Raw genomic sequence first — 19,687 nt, 5'->3', positions numbered from 1 at the left:
TCAATTGATTTTAGAATAGTTAAATAATAACACCATATACAAGCTCTGCATAAATTATTCATTTTCTCTTATATAATACCTATCTTTTTACTTCTGATAAATCATTAAACATTAGATTATATTTCACTTTTATATAAATAAAAGCCAAATAGCCGTTCATAATGAACGACTATTTAGCATCTTACTAATAATTTGAATGTTTTTTTCATGTTAATCTATTTTGTTTAATCCCGTAGAAGTAACTTGATAGGTTCTTTTTTTACCTATATATTCTTGTTTATTATTCTCAAGGTTAATAAGTGTAGCACGTGTCTTTTCCTTTACCGCTTCCCCTTCTATATGGGTAAACTCAATGTAATCTCCCACTTTTACGGGCACGGCTTGGCTTTCAGCAGTTTGTTGTCTATTTCCCACTATTTCCTTATTGTACACAACACTACCGGATGAATTCTGTACTTTAATACTTGCATACGTATTATTAAAGTAAGAATGTGGTACACCTGCTTCTAAATTCACCTGCATTTTCTCTGTAGCCCTATTATAATCTACTTTTGCGATTTCTCTATCACTATATCCCTTTAAAGACCAACCAAATTGATTTCCGTCTAAAACCGTTGCTTCTGGCATCTTTTCTACTTTCTTCAGACCTTCTTTTGTAACTTCGTACATTGCTTTTTTTCCAAAGCTCTCTTGTTTACTGTTGTCTACATTTGTGAAAGTAGCTCTATGCACACCTTCTAAATGTGTTAACTCGATATAATCTCCTACTTTGACTGGTACCTTTTGTGATTCGGCATTTTGTTGTTTGTTTCCATAAATGTCTTTCTTGTATACTACTTTCCCTGTTGCATTTTGTACTTTAATACTCGCATACGTTTCATCAAAATAATGGTGCGGTACGCCTGCTTTTAAGTCGATTTGCATTTCTTCTGTCGACTTATTAAAATTAACTTTTGCAAACTCAAAATCACTGATTCCTTTTAGCGACCATGCAAATTGATTTCCATCCAAAATTGTTGCTTCTGGCATTTTTTCTACTTTCTTCAGACCTTCTTTTGTAACTTCGTATATGGCTTTTTTTCCAAAGCTCTCTTGTTTACTATTATCGACATTTGTGAAAGTGGCTCTATGCACACCTTCTAAATGTGTTAACTCGATATAATCTCCTACTTTGACTGGTACCTTTTGTGATTCAGCATTTTGTTGTTTGTTTCCATAAATGTCTTTCTTGTATACTACTTTTCCTGATACATTTTGTACTTTAATACTCGCATACGTTTCATTAAAATAATGATGCGGTACACCTGCTTTTAAGTCGATTTGCATTTCTTCTGTCGGCTTATTGAAATTGATTTTAGCAAACTCGAAATCACTAATTCCTTTTAGTGACCATGCAAACTGGTTTCCTTCTAAAATACTAGAAGAGTTCGGGATATCTGAATTAAAACCTAAGTTATCTAATATAGATTTTAGATCAGGTAAAACACCTATTCTATCATTCCATGGATCTTGAGATTTTGTTCCTGTATTCGGATTACTTAAGATATTTCTTAATTCGGCTGGTGTATAAGGAGAACCTCGATGTTCTTTAGCAATACCTTGAATCGAAGTTGCTGCTCCAGCAATAATTGGTGAAGCACTTGATGTTCCACTAAATGTTGATGTATATAAATTTGTAGTATTTTGACTTGGATTTGCTGACGTTGTATCAACATTTTCTCCCCATCCATATACATCTAATCGACTTCCATAATTTGAAAACCATAAACGTTTATGTGGAACAGTTGATGATCCCGCCCCAACCATAATAGCACCTGAATCCTTGAAGTCTGGACTATTTCGATTTAAGATTTTTTTTCCATTACGATCTTTAAAATTATCCAAGTCGTTTGAACCATTTGCGCCAGCTTCTATAATAATAATCCCTTTATCTGCACCAACACGAATTGCATCAAAAATATCTGGATGTACTTCTACAGGTAAATATTTATCCCCATACCCATCATACGAAGCTTGTGCCTCTAATAAAAGAATATCTCCCGCTTGTAAATTATGTACAGCACTTAAAATAGCATCCGCTGTATTATAAATTCCGTTATCCCTAATCTGGGATATTACTTTTACATTTGCTTTTGGTGCAATTCCAATATTTCCAATTTGATTATCTTCAGATGAAACAATTCCTAATACAGAAGTACCATGAGCTCTATGCTGGCTTATATTTTGTCCCGACATAAGCTTAATATTTTTATTAACTAAATCCTCATGGTTCAATAACCATCCATATTCCATATCCACAAAAGTTGTATCCTTCCCGTCACCACCTTTAATGCTCCAAGCATGCGAGGCATTAATTCCCTTTGGTGCCGCTTCAAGATATCCTTGATTTTTAAATCTAGGATCATCGTACGGATTAACAGATAAATTTGGTAACTGTATTTCAGGGGGTGTCAAAATTTGATTTTCTTGTATATAAGCCTCCTCTACAAGAGGAGATGTTTCAAATTTTTTTAGTAATAATTCTATTTCTATGTTATTAGGAGCTTGTACAATATAATAATTTAATAAATTATTAGCTGATTCATTAGCAACTGATTTAGATTGTACTGATAACTTTTCAATCTCTATCGGATTTACAGATGAGAACAGACGATTCAAAGTAAGTTCCGTATTTTCGGAAAATAACTTCTTTAAATTCTTATCATAATCCCCATTTTTTATTCGTTTCTCAATACTATCTTCATAAGGTAAGTCAATTTGATTTTTAAACTTTACAATTAATCTTTCTTCCTGTGAATCTCTTTCTTTGTATGTGACATTATTAGATTCAGCGTAAACTTTATTATGAATACTATCATTTTGTAGGATTAGATCTGTTCCTACAAATGTGGTCATTGCAATTGATGAAATTAGAAACCCTTTGAATATGTTCATACTATACCCGCCAATCTATATTCTCTTGAGAATTTTTTAATGCGTATAATGGTTAAGATTTTTATATAATATATAAATCTATAATTTAACTTTTGTAGTGAAATCTATGACTTTATTAATAATCCCATAGAAGTAACCTGATATATTCTTTTCTTTCCCATATACTCCTGTTTACTATTCTCAAGATTAGTAAGTGTGGCGCGTGTCTTTTCCTTTTGTGCTTCTCCCTCTATATGAGTAAACTCAATACAATCTCCTACTTTGACTGAAACGGTTTGGCTCTCAGCATCTTGTTGTCTATTTCCTATAATTTCTTTATTGTACAAAATATTGCCGGATAAATTCTGGACTTTAATGCTTGCATACGTATTAGCAAAATAAGGATGGGGTATACCCGCTTCTAATTTAAGCTGCATTTTTTCTGTTGCTTTGTTATATTCTATTTTCGCGATTTCTCGATCATTATATCCCTTTAGTGACCAAGTGAATTGATTTCCATCTAAAACCGTTGTTTCTGGCATTTTCTCTACTTTCTTCAAGCCTTCTTTTGTAACTTGATATCTTGCTGTTTTTCCAATGGTTTCATTTTTGTTATTTTCAAGGTTAATTAAAGTTGCTCGCGTTTTTTCCTTTGTTGCTTCTCCTTCTATATGGGTAAATTCAATGTAATCCCCTACCTTGACGGGCACAGTTTGGCTTTCAGCATTTTGTTGTTTATTTCCCACGATTTCCTTATTGTACAGAACGTTACCAGAAGAATTCTGGACCTTAATACTCGCATACGTACTAGCAAAATAGGAATGTGGTACACCTGCTTCTAGTTTTACCTTCATCTCTTCTACCGTTTTATCATAATCTACTTTTGCAATTTCTCTATCACTATATCCTTTTAATGACCAGGCAAACTTGTTTCCTTCTAAAATTGTTGCTTCTGGCATTTTTTCTACTTTCTTCAGGCCTTCCTTTGTAACCTCGTATATGGCTTTTTTTCCAAAGCTCTCTTGTTTACTATTATCTACATTTGTAAGAGTAGCTCTATGTACACCTTCTAGATGTGTTAACTCTATATAATCGCCTACTTTAACTGGAACTTTTTGCGATTCAGCATTTTGCTGTTTGTTTCCATAAATCTCTTTGTTATAGACCACTTTACCTGATGTGTTTTGCACTTTAATACTTGCATATGTACTATCAAAGTAGTCATGTGGTACACCTGCTTTTAGATCAATTTTCATTTCTTCTGTTGATTTTTTTAAATTTACTTTCGCAAATTCAAAATCTCCAATCCCTTTCAGCGACCATGCAAATTCATTACCTTCAAAAATGTTTGGAGACTCATTTTTGATTTGTACCTTTTTCTCAACAGTTTGATCAAATATATCCGTTAATACAATTTTTGCATAAGCATTTGTTGGTAATGATATAGATTGACTGATTCCATTTTGATAAGATTTAATATCATCAATTACGTTAATAGGTTGGCCCGTCATATTTTCATTGTTATAAATTTCAATTTTCCCCTTAAATTGCGGTGTACTATTTTCTTTTAGTTTCCAAGATACATTTAATTTTTCATTTTCATAATATATAGATTGGATATCAAAATCTAGTTTTCCTATTTCAGGTTGAGTATGTTGATTTAGCTTGAATATTTTTCCTGACCCAATAGTAGACTGCGTATTACCTCCTGCTTTGACCCATACATATTCTGAAGTAGATCCTCCATCATATTGATAAGTATTATCATGCGTTCCAGAAATACTTTGATTATTCCAAGAACTCCATTGTTTATCAACTAATTTTCGGCTATAACCATTTTTTAGGCGCGCTTCTCGAACATTCTGTCCACTATCAGCCCAGTCTTCTTGAAACATTCCTAATCCATGATTAAATGCAACATTAGCAACCGGAAAGTCCATAATTGCAATTTGATGCCATTTATTCTTTGTTACATCTTTCATCCATTGTCCAAATTTAGTATGACCATTTTCTTGCCATGAACGCATTGTCATTGTGTACCAATTGTAGTCTTTCCAACCATAAGTTGTTTGAACCTTCATTCCTGTTCCTTCTCCTCCAAAGGGCCCAGCTTGCGAATTCGGAGATAAGTATTCGGCCTTTATTGCTTCTTTAGAGGAAATTGGATCCCATAAAGCAAAATGTAAAGTACGTTTTCCATTTTCATCAAACCCACTTTGTTGTTGAAAACCAGCATATCCTCCAGCTTCACCACCTGCATTCCAGTTGTGTACAGCCCAGTACGTATAAGGTGGAGTCTGAACTGGTGACCAGTCTATACTAATAATATCTGAGGCAGGTATATTTTGAGGACTGACATAAACTGCTGGAGCAGCTGAATGTGTTGCAGCTTTAGTGTGCGAAATAGACGTTCCAAACATAGAAAACATGCTACATGCTGCGGTAATTATAATAACTTTATTAAACCTTTTCTTTGTTTTCTGACTCATCACTAATCTACTTCCTTTTCTTATTTTTATTTTTGAATACTAACTTAATAGAGAAACCTATCAAAATTCAAGCAACATCCAGTAATTCTTTAAAATACTGCCCCCATTTATGTTGTTCTATCTTCACATCTAATTCTTACATATTACTTGATTGTAAGTAGTTTCCATAACGATAAAGCAAATATCCAATTCGGGTCACCATTTCCTTGATGATTTTGAATAGCTTCATACACTTTCCCTTGATGTTCTACTATATCTCCCTTTGTATACGCCTTCTTTGGATCCCATTTCTCATGAGATATATTTTGATCTTTTGTTTTTACCGGAAGAATGTTACTTTGAATTGATGTATTTCCAGCTGCATCTACGGCCTTCACTGCATATTTATATTCCTTATTAACTGTTAAGTCTTGATCAGTATACGTCGTTCCTTGTACTGTTTGAATCAATTGTCCATCGCGTAATACCTGATATTCTTTTACACTTACATTATCTGTAGAAGGATTCCATTTTAGCTCTACACTGTTAGAAGTAAGGTTGCTTGCATATAATTCTTGTGGCTGTGTCGGAGCCTCTGTATCTGGTTTCGGATTAACAATTTGATTTACTGTTTTCAGGCCATCCTTTGTAACTTCGTATATGGCTTTTTTTCCAAAGCTCTCTTGTTTACTATTATCGACATTCATAAAAGTTGCTCTATGCACACCTTCTAGATGTGTTAACTCAATATAATCTCCTACTTTGACTGGAACTTTTTGCAGTTCAGCATTTTGTTGTTTGTTTCCATAAATGTCTTTCTTATATACTACTTTTCCTGATGCATTTTGTACTTTAATACTCGCATATGTTTCATTAAAATAATGGTGCGGTATGCCTTCTTTTAAGTCGATTTGCATTTCTTCTGTCGACTTATTGAAATTGACTTTAGCAAACTCGAAATCACTAATTCCTTTTAGTGACCATGCAAACTGTTTTCCTTCTAAAATATTATTTCCATTAGGCATATCTGGTTTAATTGGATTAGAATCCGTACCCTTCCAAATTTCTGCTGTTAAAATTGGATATCCTAATGCATTCACTTTTTGAATGGTATCGTTATTTGGACGTAATCCCCACTTCTCAAAGAAAGGAAGCAAATTTTGTTTGGCTACTTTTGATGCTGAAATCATGAATAATTGTTTTTTATTTTCATCAGTTTGTGGAAGTTCATTTGAAGGCATGTCTCTATACAATTGATGCAATTTAGGATAGAAATCCTCTCCATATGCTAACTGTAGTTGCCAAAGCATAACAAGCTTAACAAAAGCATCACTAATTTCATCATAATTTTTATTAGATTGTTCTAAGTATTGAAACGCCTTAGTATAAGCACCCTCTTGTTGCAATCTAAAAGATTGATTAGATGTAAATGCTTTTTCTACTGCAAGGCTGTATATGTTATTTTGTACTTCTGTCATTTCATAAAATTTCCAAGGTGATTGCTGTCTCAAATGCCCTGCCTCATGCCATGGACCCCAGCCATCTTTTATAAATTTATTAATATCTAACACGTATTGGATTGCATCTCCTACATAAGCAGTTCGATAAGGATATGCATACATATAATAATCGGGAGAATGATTTTCTTCTACGTAATGAACATAATGTTTATCTACTTGTTCTTCAGATAATCCAGCTACTTTGTCTTGAATTCGATTAGCTTCATCTATCTTTTTTAAGAGTTGTACAGGATCTGTATTAGAACCCAACAAATATTTCTTAACACGTGCAGGGCTAGCCGTAATTAATACACGTTCTCCTTTTAACTCCACTGCATGTGCATTTGGATATTGGTCCAGCATGTTTATTAAATCTTGTTTCGTATGCTTTCCTAGTTCAAAGAAAGGAGTAGTCGTCCCACCTGTTGTGACTGTTGTTCGAATAGTACCACCTTGTTGTTTATTATAAAAATAAATCATTCCCCCATTTGGAGATTGGATTGTGTTTATACCAGGTTTTAATGTAAATGATTTTATTTTAGAATCTTCTCTCCAAGAAGCATCATACGAATACGTTCCAATGTATGCTTGAATATCTTGATTTCCTTCTACATTAATCGTTATTTGTTCATTTGGCTTTGCATATAAACCAGTTGGTTCATATGGACTAAATGCCATACTTTTTCTTTCCTGTTGTTTTAGTATCTCAACATCCCCTTTTCCTGGGACTGTATAAGTTCTATTTTCTGATTTGATTGACTTTCCCTCTTGCAGTGATGTCGATATTTTTTTTTGCTGCTTTGTTTCCTCTGCAATGATATCTGTTGTAGAAATCATTGCAGTTGCAAGCATAGTTACTGTAGCGGTGGCTGCAAGTATTTTTCTAGTTTTATATTTTGAGTTATTCCCCATATTATCTCCCTCATTTTCCCTTAGTACATGTAAGGACTATTATTTTATTTATCATGTTTTTACATCAAAAACTATTTACGCTATTTATGTTGTATCTAATACTCTATTTTTTCTCATAATAGTCTCCTTTTCTTTATTTCTAATTGTTTATAAATGTTATTTGATGACACATAAAATAACAACTTTACGATAAACTCATCAATAACAACCTATTATGTTTTGATTTAGTATTCTTAACTTCCATCTAATTGTATAAAAGTATTCAATTAGGAAAATAAGAATATAAAGCTCACTAATCATAGATTAAGTTTTACGGAAAAATTCATAAAAATTATTCACCTTAAAAATTCAAACTTGTATAACTACTTTCTACATATAGGATGGAATTATAAAAACATTTCAATAAAACAAAAGACAGAGGCCTGATTATACCTCCGTCTTTTCAATTTATAAAGAACAAAAAATCATTTTATAACTGTATAAATGCCCTTACAACAAATACCGTATTCCGCTATTTTTTTGAAGAAACAGGATTCATTTTTAATGTTTTTATTCCCTCTTTTAATGTAAACGCATCTGCTCTTAACGTTTTCCAACTGTCTTTCGCTGCATTCAGGTTAGGTTTTAGAAATTTGAATTTATTTTGATCCGCTTTTTGGGATGCTTTATCAATATGACTAAGCACTCCCGAATATTGAGAATCTAAATCATGCCATTGTGCAGACATATAGGTAAGTGCATTAATAGCCGATCCAATCGCATTGTGCATTTCATTAATATTATTATACGCAACACCAACTACACGATTTAACGTTACTTTATAATCTATAGTCTGACGTAATTGTGCTAACAACGGCTCTAACGTACCTAAATTATTTCTTGCTACCCCTATCATTACACCACCAGCAATCCACGTAGGAATTGAGGGAATTGATACAGTTATTATTCCATCTGATTCTACTTGTTTAAAATGTCTTACTTGCTCTAAAACTTCATTTAAGCGCTTTTCATCTTCATCAATTCCAGATGCTTGGTTTTTCAGAATTGAATGTAAAATATCTTTATGACCTCCAAATGCCCGGACATCTTCTCCAATACTATCTCTTAACTTAGCTAGTTCTTGTATTAAATTCTGTGTATATGCTTGATTTTGTTTAATCTCACCTTGTAAATCTGTAATGCCTTCTTTTAATGTGTCTGCATCCCCTTCATTAATCGCTTCTACTAATGTGTCATAATAATTGTCAAATTTAGTATCATACTCTACAATCCCCGTCAGTGTATCTAAAAGTTGTTTTTTTATGTGAGAATCCCATTTCGTAGCATGCTCTCTTGCATTCTTTTGATCTTGTAGAATTTGACTAGGTAGATTTATATATCCTTTAATGTCAATTCCTTCAAAGTTAACATCTGGGTTTTTAATTAACAAATAAGAGTAATCATTCATAGATTTTGCAAATACTCCAGCATCTTGCAAAGCTTTTTTCATCTTTTCGCTGTTTACAGAAAGAGATATATCTTCGGTACTAGTTTGTTCCATTTTACTTTCACTTGCGAAGGCTGCCACTGGAGAAACTACAGTAGTTGTTGTCAGAGTTAAAAACGTCGATACAGCAAGTAGTTTATAAGGAAAGTTTTTATTCATTTTAATTCCTCCTATGCATATATATTGATTTTTAATTTATTTTTTCTTGTTTAAAAGCAATGTCTTTTGAAATGAATTCTGCATCCTTATGAATATCATTCCAACTTTGTTTTGCAGCCTTTAAATCATCAGGTATTAAAGAAAGTTTATGTTCTTGCATTTGGTCGATATTATCATATAGATCTTTATAATTGGCTCCCATCGTATTCCATTGTTGCTGAATATTCGTTAGAGACATGATTGCTTGATCCACTGTCTGATACAAATATGTCAACGTGTCTTTTGTATTAGTAAGTGAAATAACTGCTTGGTTAGCAAGATCGGCTTTCATACTTAATTCTCCGATTCTATTAGAAATTTCATTATAGGAGTTCATATGATTAGATGCCTCAACACCAGCTGCTGTTCCTAAACCAATACCAGCTGCCCCTAGAGCTGCTAGACCACCAACAACAGCTGGTGTCGCTGTGCCACCAGTCACAACAATTACTACCGCTCCTGCAATCGTTCCAATAACTAAAATAGCTGCTCCTAATCCACCACCAATTGACCAGGCTAATACATTATCAAAATGTGCTTTCTGCGTAGAACGTAAATTCTCAATTTCGGCCTGAAGTTGTGGGACTAGTGCTTGTTTTCCCGCTAATATGGCCGTTAATCCCCCTTGTCCATCTGGACTTCCAACATTATTTTTAAAATCTACAGTATTTGTATACAACTTTGTTTTGAAAGCTTCTAACATCTTAATAACTTCCGTAACTTCATTTGAATTTGTATGAATTGTACCGATTAAATCCCCTATTCCTTCTTTAAGGCCCGCCTTATCTTTCTTTTTTACAGTATCTACTAGTGTGTCGTAATAATTTTGAAATTGTTCATCATAATTTACAATATTACGTGTTGTCTTTTGAATGTTTGGCTTCGCTGTATCTAGCCAGTAATTTGCATTGATTCGTGACAGTTCCTGATTCAGGTGAATGTTTTTGATTAATTCTCCACCTCCTGAACCTAAATCAATGTTGGATAAATTTACATTCGGTTGCTTAATCATTGTTTTTGCGTACAAATCCATTACAAGAATATGAGAGCCTGTTTCAGCCAACACTTTCTTTAACCCTTCAGGTCCTAACGCATAATTTTCTATTTTCTGTTCTTGTGCTGTCTGTTCTTGTGCAAGTGCGTGAATAGTACTACCATTCGTAGCAGTTATAACCGTTGCTAACGTGGCCAAAGTTATGACCTTAAATGGAAATTTCATCATTTAATTCTCCTCCTTATTTTCAGTTGAGTTATTACCCTTTTATTAAACCTAATTTCTTAATATTAAAATTTATTAACTTGTTCTTCGAGTTGATTTGTTACATTTTTTAGTCGTCTTAATGTATCTTTTTGAGACTGAGTGTTATTTGTATCAACTTCAGTCGATAATTTTGTAATACTATTATTTATTAGATTCAAATCCTCTTTATAACGTTTCATTAGCTCAATTTCTCCATCTACTTGATTAGCAAATGTATGCAAATCATTTTGCATGAAAAGAATCATTGATTTTTGTAAATCTGCTACTGTTAATTTAGTTGTTAAGTCATATAATTTTTGATTTTGTTTCTCTAGATCATCTAAATGCGCTCGTTGCTCTGCTGTTAGTTTATTAATTTCTGCAAAGGTACTATATGTTTTTTTAATTTTTTCAGGATCAATTACTTTCATAAGATCATACTCTTTCGTTTTTGTAACTGCAGCTGCAGCAATTTCACCTTTTTTACTTTTCTCTATCGCTTCACGTGCTTCTTTTTTGGCAGCTTCAATTTCTATAGCTGATTTTCCCTTTTCTGTTGCTTCTTGCTCTGCTTTCTTTTCTGCTTCTACAATAGCATTGTTTATTTCTTTTCCTTTGTTATACGCTACTACCGCTGTTTGAGCAGCCGGTTCAATGATATCTTTTGATAGACTATAAATTTCTTGGAATACCGTTAGCCCTTGTTCATTTAAAGCTCCTGGTAATAATGCTATTTGCTGTAAATCATTTTGAATTGATTTTTTTGTATTTAGCATTTCATTTTTTAAATTGTCTATTTTTCCTGTTCCCTCTGAACTAAGTACACTCTGTGCTTTTACCACATCCGTATCAAGATTTTTCAGTTTCTTATCTACCTGTAGTTTAAGATCTGTTAACTCATTAATCTGACGTTGCACGTTTTCTTGGTTTGTTATAGTCATATCTTGAAGAACTTCCAGTCTATCTAAAAACCCTTCTTTATCTTCTTTATTATCTACAAATCTTTTTAATGTTGGATAATAGCTATTAAATTTGGTTGCAAATCCTTTGCTTTTTGAATTTAGTAGAATTAATTTTGGATATAGTTCTGATGACCACTCTTTCATATCTTGTTTAATTAGAAATTGAGTTGTATTAAAAGATGGAACTTCTTCAAGTTGCACATTCGGACTTGCTAAGGCTCCATCTATAAAGGTTTGTGTTAATTTGGAGTGTGCACCTATTTTTCTTAATGCTGAGGAAATATCTATATTATCTTGTTTCGTTTCCGCCTGAACGATTGGCGTTGCGAGAGTATTGATAGGAATAGTCGCTCCAGTAACGATTGATGTTATTAAAAATCCTGTCATAATTTTATTCTTCATTCCGTACACCTCTTCACTATTGTTTTTTACAGTTTTAATCGTAAATGTTGTACAACCTAACGTTAGGATTTCATCACACACACTTGAGGAGAGAAATTTTTTCGATAGAGTAATCGTATCTCGTTTTTTATTTATTTTTGATAGAATATAAGGACCTTACTTCCCCCTCATTTTAAACACTATGTTTTTCATAAGTAAACCTGAAAATCACATTGATTAAATTTGATTTTTCAGATATTCATTATTCGAATTTAAAAATATTATATTTAAAAAAGTTAAATACAAATTTCATTTCATAAAGTGAAATAATTATACTATGATAATTAAACATAAAAATTCTTTGATTCCCTTAAATCTATATGAATCCCCTTACCTGAAAATGATTTTAATATAATTTAATAGTGATTAGCACATATGTGTCTTTTATATGGATATGTAAAATTACATATCCATATAGGAGTATCTAGCTTAACTACTCCAAAATATTATTATCGTATACATAATAATCATATTGCTACTAACACCACAGGAGAAAACTCCCTTCATGCACTTTAGAGCATAAAATGTATATGAAATAATAATTTTCGCTTATATACTTACTATTCATTATAGGAATACAAAAAAGCGATTCTTTTCACATTGAAAAGAATCGCTTTCTAGGTTCATATTTTCAATTACGTTACATAAAGAATTGAGGAATTATCATTTAAGAGACTTAACTATCACTTCAGTTGCCTCTGCAATTAGTTGATTATCATAGGTAGCCTCTTTCTCATTTTTACTAGATAAAATTGCGATGATAATAGGTGCTCTATTTGGCGGCCATACGATAGCAATATCATTTCGTGTCCCATAACTTCCAGCTCCTGATTTATCTCCAACTATCCAGTCAGTTGGTACGCCTGCACGAATAAGTTTGTCTCCTGTAGCATTTCCTTTCATCCACTCTGTAAGAATGTTACGTTTATGAGCTGGAAGCGCATTTCCGACCGTAAAAGCTTTCAGATTCGTAGCAATTGCTTTCGCTGTACTAGTGTCACGAATGTCTCCTGGAATAGCTTCGTTTAATTCTGTTTCAAAGCGATCAGACATAGTAACCCGATCACCCATCCGTCTAAGCGCTTTTTCATACCCTTTTGGTCCGCCTATTTTGTTAAATAAAATGTTCCCTGCAGTATTATCACTATAACGAATAGCAGCCTCAGCAATTTCTCCTATTGTCATTCCAGAATCTACATGTTTCTCTGTAACAGGTGAATAATCCACCAAGTCTTCTTTCGTATAAGTAATAACTTCATTTAATTTTTCAGTAGAGTTTTGCTGTAGTAATACCCCTGCCGCTAAAGCTTTGTAGGTTGATGCGAAGGCAAACCTTTCATTATGTCGATAAGAAATTGTTTGATTTGTACCAGTATCAATCGCATATACACCTAATCGTGCATCGAATTTTTTCTCAAGTTGAGAGAACTCTTTATGCGTCGCCTGATTTTTATTTTTCACTTGTCCAGTCTTTTCTTTCGCTTCAACTTGCAGTGACCCTCCTGTAAAAGCTTCTAGGCTTGTAACACTTAAACCTAATATACCAACGCATATTCCTATTTTTAACATCCTCTTATTTTTCAAAATCATCATTCCTTCCAAATTTTTAGCACCTTTTATACGTACACATAATAGACAATCACGGAACCAAATTTGTTCCATAAACTGAAAAAAAATTATAGCTAGTATGAGAGTTATTAACAAAATAAGTGATAGCAACTATGATCGCCACTATCGCTTATTTCACATCTCATCTTTTTACTTATTAATGCCTTTATATAAACAGGGGTTCTTCACCTGAGAAAAGTGCACAAATTTTACTGGTTTTGATTCGAAACATCTATACCAGCAACTTCACCATTTATACGTTGCTTTTTCAAATCAAAGTATACATCTAAAACTTCCTTTCCAATTATAGAATTAATTCCACTTTTATCATCATGAAGCCATGGGACTACTATAGAAAATGCTACTTCTGGATTATCAAATGGAGCATATCCAACTAACGTTAAGTTGTAACATTCCATACGTTCTCCTTTTGCATTTCTACCAATTGGATCATCTCCACCATATACAGTTTGAGCTGTCCCTGTCTTTCCTGCTGGTTTATATGGAGCATTTTTGAAATGTTTCACGCCAGTTCCATCACCTTCTTGGAATACCCATCTAAACCCTTCTTTTATCCGATCAATATGTTCTGTCTTCATATCAATTCGATTTAATACGACAGGCTCTATAGAGCGTATAACTTTGCCAACCTCTTCTTCTTTTATTGATTGCTCTCGTATTTCTTGTACAATTTGAGGTTGCATTCTATAACCCCCATTAGCAATCGTTGAAATATATTGCGCCAATTGCAACGGTGTATACGTATCATACTGCCCGATAGAAAAATCTAGTAAAAACCCAGGCTGACTATCTACTTTTCTAGTTTGTCCAATTATTTCATTCGGTAAATCAATACCTGTTGGAACTCCTAATCCAAATTGTTTAAAATAATAGCGCATCGTATCAAATGCTCCTTGTTTTATATCCAACGAGCCATTTGGTACGTAATTAACTCCCGCAATTTTTAAAGCTGTCTGGAACATGTATACATTCGAAGATACTTGTAGCGCTCGTAAATCATTAATATTACCAAATCCGGATACATTCCACGATTTCTTAGCTTGTGTACCTTTAAATTTCATAGGTGCATCATAAAATTGATCTCCTGGCTGTATTGCCCCTGTCTCATATCCAGTTAATAAAGTTGCACCTTTTACAGCTGACCCTAGCTCATACGAAGTTGTCATGTTACCTAATGCCAAATCCTCAATCTCTATTTTCCCTTCTTTTTCTACAATCTTTTTGCCTGCCATAGATAAAATCTGTCCGTTATTTGGATTCGTCATGACGACAAAAGCTCGGTCCAACAGTGGCTCTGAACTCTTAAACGCTCTCAAATTTTTCTCTATACTTTCTTCCACTTTCTTTTGTAATTCCATATCAATCGTTAATGTTAAACTATTACCACTTTTTCCTTTAGAGATTATTTCTGTGTTTATAATGTTTCCTGATTTATCAGTAATGTTTTTCACTTCTTCTTTTGCACCGTGCAAGACATCTTCATATCGTTGTTCAATATAACTTTTTCCTACACGATCATTTCGGTTATATCCACGTACCAAATAAGAATCTAAGTTTTCTTTTGGTAATCCTTCTTCACTACTCGTAATATTACCTAACACGGAACGAAATAAATTACCATTTACATAATTACGTTCCCAATCAACTGTTGCATCTACTCCTGGAAACTCAGCAAGGTTTTCACTTATTCGCGCATACTCTTGATCTGTTACATCTTTTTTTATAATTTGTGGTGTTAGTTGATAACCTGAACTCATTTTACTTTTAATAGCTAACACCTTTAAATCTTGTGCTGTTAATTCTGCCAATTCTAATTCTGTAACACGACTTCGTCTTAAGTCTTCTATTTTTTTATCTAACTCTTTTCCTTCTATTCCCTTATCTTTTAACTTTTCTATATCTTTTTTAGTAATCATTGTCTCCGCACGTTGCCTATTCAACTGCATCCAAAAATCTTTTTTATCGATGTCTGTTAATTTATTTATATCTTGTTCGGGAATTTCAAGTACTTTTTCTAAGTCTTTTGCTGTTTTTAAAATATCTTCACTAGTAATTCCCTTTACCCTTGTATACGTAATCGTACGAAGAGATTTATTATTAACAACTGTTTTCCCTTCTCGATCTAGTATTTGTCCACGTGGAACTGGAATGCTAGTTTTTGCGTTTTGACTGCTTTCTACTTGATTCTTATAAGCCTCTCCCTCTACGATTTGCACCTTTCCTAGCTGAACAATAATAGCTGAGAATAGTAAAAATATGCAAAGGAACATTATATTTAATCGAATAGATATATACGTCTTGTTCTTTCCTTTTTGATTCCCCATAAATCCTCCATTTAATTCCTTATATGTTGCATACCGATGGTCGGTTATAAATATCGTTTCGACTTTTTTGCTAAATCCTTGTTAGCATTCATACCTTTTCGTTTAGCTACGTAATTCATAACTCTCCTTTCCTGTTCTCTCTCTATTTTTTGTCGCTAGCATTAAAAATGCTAAACTGTATACTGGCACTTATAAAACTTACACATAGATTTGCTAAAAACTTTTTATACTGATTATTCCTTTCTTCATGCTGTAATACTTAATAGACAACCTAAATAATAAAGTTGTTCCACATTTACAAAAAAAATTATTAACTATAAGATGGAATAGGCTAAAAAGGGAGGGTTTTATGTTACATACAAAAATAAAAAGATGGAGACTTATAGCGGTTCTTTCTATTGTAGGTTTGATTTTAATAATTTTATTAAAAAGTAATTTCATTTCAATTACTACCGAGACTTCTTCAGCTGAAAGAGGAGAAATTCTTGATCAAAATGGTGTAATACTAGCTACAAATAAGAAAGTTAAGTCTTTATATTGCACTTATAATGATGAAAAGCTATCGAATCAAGATACATCAAACACATTGGCTTTTTTCAATCAATTTTCAAGCGAGTTTCAACATGACATTTCTACAGAGGATATAAAATCTCAATTACAACAATCTTGTAAAAAGCAGACTATGAATGATATACCGTTATACTCTGACATAACTGAGAATGAACTTGCATTCATAAACAAAAACAAACCCAATAATGTAATAATCAAAGATGAAGTGATTCGATATTATCCTAAACGTGAAATTGGTTCACAGGTAATTGGGTATGTAGAAAATGACCTTAATTCAAAGCATTTGGCTATTGGAAAAAATGGGATTGAACTGCAATATGAAAATGATTTAAGAGGAAAACCGGGTAAAACACTTATTTTTAAAATAAATAATAAAAAGTTCTTATGGAACATGCAAAAAGTACAAAAAGGAAAAGATGTCCGGCTAGCTTTAGACTCTAAGTTGCAGCAAAAAACAGAGGAAGCATTAAGATCTCAAATCAAGAAAATAACTGATGTTAATGCTGGTTATGTTGTGGTAACCGATGTGAAAACTGGCGCAATTTTAACTATGGCCAACTCAACAGTGTTTGATCCAAATACATTATATGAACAAGTATCATCTAAAAAAGAAAACATCAAATCACTTTCGCAAAATAAAGCAATTCAAAAATTAAAGTATGGTGAATCTTATGTAAATATGGCCTCAACTATAAAGCCTCTTACTATTTTAATTGGATTAAACGAAAAGCTTTTTCAACCTGAAGATACTTATTTAGATAAAGGTACTTTTCAATATGATAATCAAAATAACATTACGAATGCACCTGGAACGCCAACAGGTGAGATTACACCGAGGCAGGCTATCATTAATTCATCTAACACATTTATGACAGCAAAAGTAGCTCTACCCTTATTCAACCAAAATAATGGGAATATAGAAAAAGTTGCGCATATATGGACAGAGTATTTAAAGCAATTCGGCCTTCGTTCTAAAACTGGGATTGATTTACCCTTTGAAGAAGACGGACAATATGAATTTCATCCAACAAACAAGTTTGAAAATGGTATCTCCGCCTTATTAAATGCCTCTTGGGGAGGAAATGAAGTACACACTCCTCTTCAACTTGCTCAATATGCAGCAACTTTAGCAAGTAAAGGTGATAAATATAAACCTCAAATCGTAAGTGCTATTATTGATCAAAATGGTAAGGAAACAAAAAAATTCAAACCAATTTTAGAAAGTTCAAATCATTATCCAATGAACTTTTGGAATGTCGTGCAAGGCGGAATGAGTCAAAATATAGAGGAGATTAAAAAGTTACCCTTTGACGTCGCAGGTAAAACGGGTATTACAGGATTTCCGAATGAGCAAGAAAGAATGATTAATCATTCTCTTTTCATTGCATATGCTCCTACCGAAGATCCACAAATTGCCGTTTCTGTCGTTATTCCTGGTAGTACTGCAGAAAAAAACATTGCTGCTCTCGTTACATCAGAAATTTTAGAGTACTGGAATAATCTTCAAAAAGAAAATAAAAACAAAGAGGAAGGTTCATTAAAGTGAACCTCCCTCTTTTACCATATAGAATCTATATTTATTATTTTCCATACACCTTCATTATTCTTTTCGAACATAAATGAATATTTAATATCAGTTAAAACATACTCTTTTTGTACATATCCAGTATTACCGCTAATTGTCGATACTTTTATATATCCATCATTCTGTACTTTTTCTGGAATCCAAGCTTTTACCATTTCATTAGATACTTCATATAAAACATGTGCTTCTCGTTTTGGTTCAGCTAAAATTTTCGTTTTATTTCCAGTAATAGTTGCATATATAAAATGCGGCTGCTTTGGTTGGTCACTTTCTGTCAATCCACTTGGTACTTTGTATACTTTCTTTGTATCATTTGTAAACTCTCCCCCCATTGTAAGAGCAACTTGCAACTCATGAAAAATATCTTCCTCAAACTTCAGTTCATCCTTCTTATAACTCTTCCCTTTAAATAGAACTTCATCATTTAACGCTTTGTACAGCTCATTTTCATTTTTTGAATTTGTACTTTGATATAGTTCATTTATAAATTGTTTTAATGATGGATCTTGAGCAGACTCATCTGTTGTTTTAGGCTTAATTTGAGTACTACTTTGAACAGGTGATTTATTATCATTAAGCCAAGGTTGTTGAACAATAAAAAATAAAAATGTACAAGCTAAAACCACTACAATTGGCAATGCTTTTTTATAAAATGGTCTTTTATGTTTCGGAGAATCTACCTTATTACTTTGATATATAGATTGCTTTATTTTATAAATATATTCTTCTTCATCTTTACGGTGTTCCATTGGGCCGTTTTTTAATTTGCTATACCAATCTGGATTTTTTTTATTTTTCATCACTACTACCCTCCCCTATTAATTTTGAAACTTTACTTCTTGCTCTACTTAATCTAGATTTCACAGTTCCAATGGATACTCCTAACGTTTCAGCTATTTCTTCATAAGATAATTCATATTTTGCGTCCAATATAATTATTTCACGGTGTTTTTTAGGTAATTTTAATACAACCTCCCACACTTCATTCATTTCCTCTTGCTTAAAAAATTCTCGTTCTGCCGATGGGGATTGCTTATCGTCACTAAAAAATCCTATTAAAGATATCCTTTTAAAATAAGAGGATTTCAAATAGTTTATTGCCGTATTTCTTGTTATTTTTAATATCCACGTTTTAATCGATGACTCCTTTCGAAATGAATTCCAGTTTTTAAATACCTTTATAAATACATCTTGCGTGATATCATCTGATAAGTGTGGATCTTTCGTAATAATAAATGAATAATTCCATACATCTTGCCAATAATCGTTTATAACATCGTCCAGCTCATCATGATTACATTTTTCAATAAACTTCTGTTCCATTTCCACACCTCGAACTTATTTGAATAAAGATAAAACTACCCTCGCTTTTATTATGGTTTCAATATATAGACAAGATACAAGTTGTATTTGTTCCATTGTTTATCTTTTTTTGATAAAAAAATTCACTTAAAAAGATA

11 protein-coding genes and 1 pseudogene are annotated in these 19,687 nt (G+C 32.7%); 2 read left to right on the top strand and 10 right to left on the bottom strand.

The window, feature by feature from the left end; translation table 11 throughout:
* Nucleotides 1-210 precede the first annotated feature (210 nt).
* From J0835_RS12105 to hblC, 6 genes are all read right to left on the bottom strand, one after another.
* A complete protein-coding gene (locus J0835_RS12105) occupies nucleotides 211-2,934 on the bottom strand; it encodes a putative mucin/carbohydrate-binding domain-containing protein (protein WP_144536373.1) in 2,724 nt (907 codons plus the stop codon).
* A 104-nt stretch (nucleotides 2,935-3,038) separates the two neighbouring features.
* The gene (locus J0835_RS12100) at nucleotides 3,039-5,405 is read right to left on the bottom strand and encodes a putative mucin/carbohydrate-binding domain-containing protein (RefSeq protein ID WP_087980460.1); all 2,367 of its coding nucleotides are present in this window, start codon (nucleotides 5,403-5,405) and stop codon (nucleotides 3,039-3,041) included.
* Nucleotides 5,406-5,545: 140 nt separating this feature from the next.
* Complete coding sequence (locus tag J0835_RS12095) at nucleotides 5,546-7,792, bottom strand: M60 family metallopeptidase (RefSeq protein ID WP_087980459.1); 2,247 nt, start codon at nucleotides 7,790-7,792, stop codon at nucleotides 5,546-5,548.
* Between the two features lie 511 nt (nucleotides 7,793-8,303).
* Nucleotides 8,304-9,437 (bottom strand): hemolysin BL binding component B, encoded by a 1,134-nt coding sequence (hblA, locus tag J0835_RS12090; RefSeq protein WP_087980458.1) that lies wholly within the window; start codon nucleotides 9,435-9,437, stop codon nucleotides 8,304-8,306.
* 31 nt (nucleotides 9,438-9,468) lie between these two features.
* Nucleotides 9,469-10,698 carry a hemolysin BL lytic component L1 gene (gene hblD / locus J0835_RS12085; RefSeq protein WP_087980457.1) on the bottom strand — a complete coding sequence of 410 codons (1,230 nt, stop codon included), beginning with the start codon at nucleotides 10,696-10,698 and terminating at the stop codon, nucleotides 9,469-9,471.
* 62 nt (nucleotides 10,699-10,760) lie between these two features.
* Nucleotides 10,761-12,080, bottom strand: a complete 1,320-nt coding sequence (gene hblC / locus J0835_RS12080; RefSeq protein WP_087980456.1) for a hemolysin BL lytic component L2 — start codon at nucleotides 12,078-12,080, stop codon at nucleotides 10,761-10,763.
* 608 nt (nucleotides 12,081-12,688) lie between these two features.
* Here hblC and J0835_RS29200 point away from each other — a divergent pair.
* Nucleotides 12,689-12,775, top strand: a pseudogene (locus tag J0835_RS29200) (undecaprenyl-diphosphatase); the annotation flags it as partial.
* 7 nt (nucleotides 12,776-12,782) lie between these two features.
* On the opposite strand, the gene bla reads toward J0835_RS29200, so the two are convergent.
* Nucleotides 12,783-13,709 carry a class A beta-lactamase Bla1 gene (gene bla, locus J0835_RS12075; protein WP_176373353.1) on the bottom strand — a complete coding sequence of 309 codons (927 nt, stop codon included), beginning with the start codon at nucleotides 13,707-13,709 and terminating at the stop codon, nucleotides 12,783-12,785.
* A 227-nt stretch (nucleotides 13,710-13,936) separates the two neighbouring features.
* Complete coding sequence (locus tag J0835_RS12070; protein ID WP_087980454.1) at nucleotides 13,937-16,072, bottom strand: peptidoglycan D,D-transpeptidase FtsI family protein; 2,136 nt, start codon at nucleotides 16,070-16,072, stop codon at nucleotides 13,937-13,939.
* 349 nt (nucleotides 16,073-16,421) lie between these two features.
* Here J0835_RS12070 and J0835_RS12065 point away from each other — a divergent pair, with 349 nt between their 5' ends.
* A complete protein-coding gene (locus tag J0835_RS12065; protein WP_087980453.1) occupies nucleotides 16,422-18,188 on the top strand; it encodes a peptidoglycan D,D-transpeptidase FtsI family protein in 1,767 nt (588 codons plus the stop codon).
* Nucleotides 18,189-18,199: 11 nt separating this feature from the next.
* Here J0835_RS12065 and J0835_RS12060 read toward each other — a convergent pair whose 3' ends face one another.
* Both J0835_RS12060 and J0835_RS12055 read right to left on the bottom strand, forming a co-directional pair.
* Entirely contained in the window at nucleotides 18,200-19,027 is an 828-nt protein-coding gene (locus J0835_RS12060; RefSeq protein WP_087980452.1) for an anti-sigma factor, read from the bottom strand.
* Nucleotides 19,017-19,550 carry an RNA polymerase sigma factor gene (locus tag J0835_RS12055; protein WP_140386753.1) on the bottom strand — a complete coding sequence of 178 codons (534 nt, stop codon included), beginning with the start codon at nucleotides 19,548-19,550 and terminating at the stop codon, nucleotides 19,017-19,019. The genes J0835_RS12060 and J0835_RS12055 overlap by 11 nt, the downstream gene beginning before the upstream one ends.
* Nucleotides 19,551-19,687 lie beyond the last annotated feature (137 nt).

The sequence above is a fragment of the Bacillus cereus group sp. Sample62 genome, from assembly GCF_036851315.1.
In the GTDB taxonomy this organism is placed as follows: Bacteria; Bacillota; Bacilli; order Bacillales; family Bacillaceae_G; genus Bacillus_A; species Bacillus_A wiedmannii.
The sequence above is the reverse complement of the archived record's forward strand: the minus strand, read 5'-3'. Positions and strand labels throughout refer to the sequence as shown.

What these genes read in the sequence shown, in the direction of transcription:
- J0835_RS12065 (WP_087980453.1), top strand. Translation starts at nt 16,422, where the DNA reads ATGTTACATACAAAAATAAAAAGATGGAGACTTATAGCGGTTCTTTCT.
- hblC (WP_087980456.1), bottom strand. Translation starts at nt 12,080, where the DNA reads ATGAAGAATAAAATTATGACAGGATTTTTAATAACATCAATCGTTACT.
- J0835_RS12060 (WP_087980452.1), bottom strand. Translation starts at nt 19,027, where the DNA reads ATGAAAAATAAAAAAAATCCAGATTGGTATAGCAAATTAAAAAACGGC.
- J0835_RS12095 (WP_087980459.1), bottom strand. Translation starts at nt 7,792, where the DNA reads ATGGGGAATAACTCAAAATATAAAACTAGAAAAATACTTGCAGCCACC.
- hblA (WP_087980458.1), bottom strand. Translation starts at nt 9,437, where the DNA reads ATGAATAAAAACTTTCCTTATAAACTACTTGCTGTATCGACGTTTTTA.
- J0835_RS12105 (WP_144536373.1), bottom strand. Translation starts at nt 2,934, where the DNA reads ATGAACATATTCAAAGGGTTTCTAATTTCATCAATTGCAATGACCACA.
- J0835_RS12055 (WP_140386753.1), bottom strand. Translation starts at nt 19,550, where the DNA reads ATGGAACAGAAGTTTATTGAAAAATGTAATCATGATGAGCTGGACGAT.
- bla (WP_176373353.1), bottom strand. Translation starts at nt 13,709, where the DNA reads ATGATTTTGAAAAATAAGAGGATGTTAAAAATAGGAATATGCGTTGGT.
- hblD (WP_087980457.1), bottom strand. Translation starts at nt 10,698, where the DNA reads ATGATGAAATTTCCATTTAAGGTCATAACTTTGGCCACGTTAGCAACG.
- J0835_RS12070 (WP_087980454.1), bottom strand. Translation starts at nt 16,072, where the DNA reads ATGGGGAATCAAAAAGGAAAGAACAAGACGTATATATCTATTCGATTA.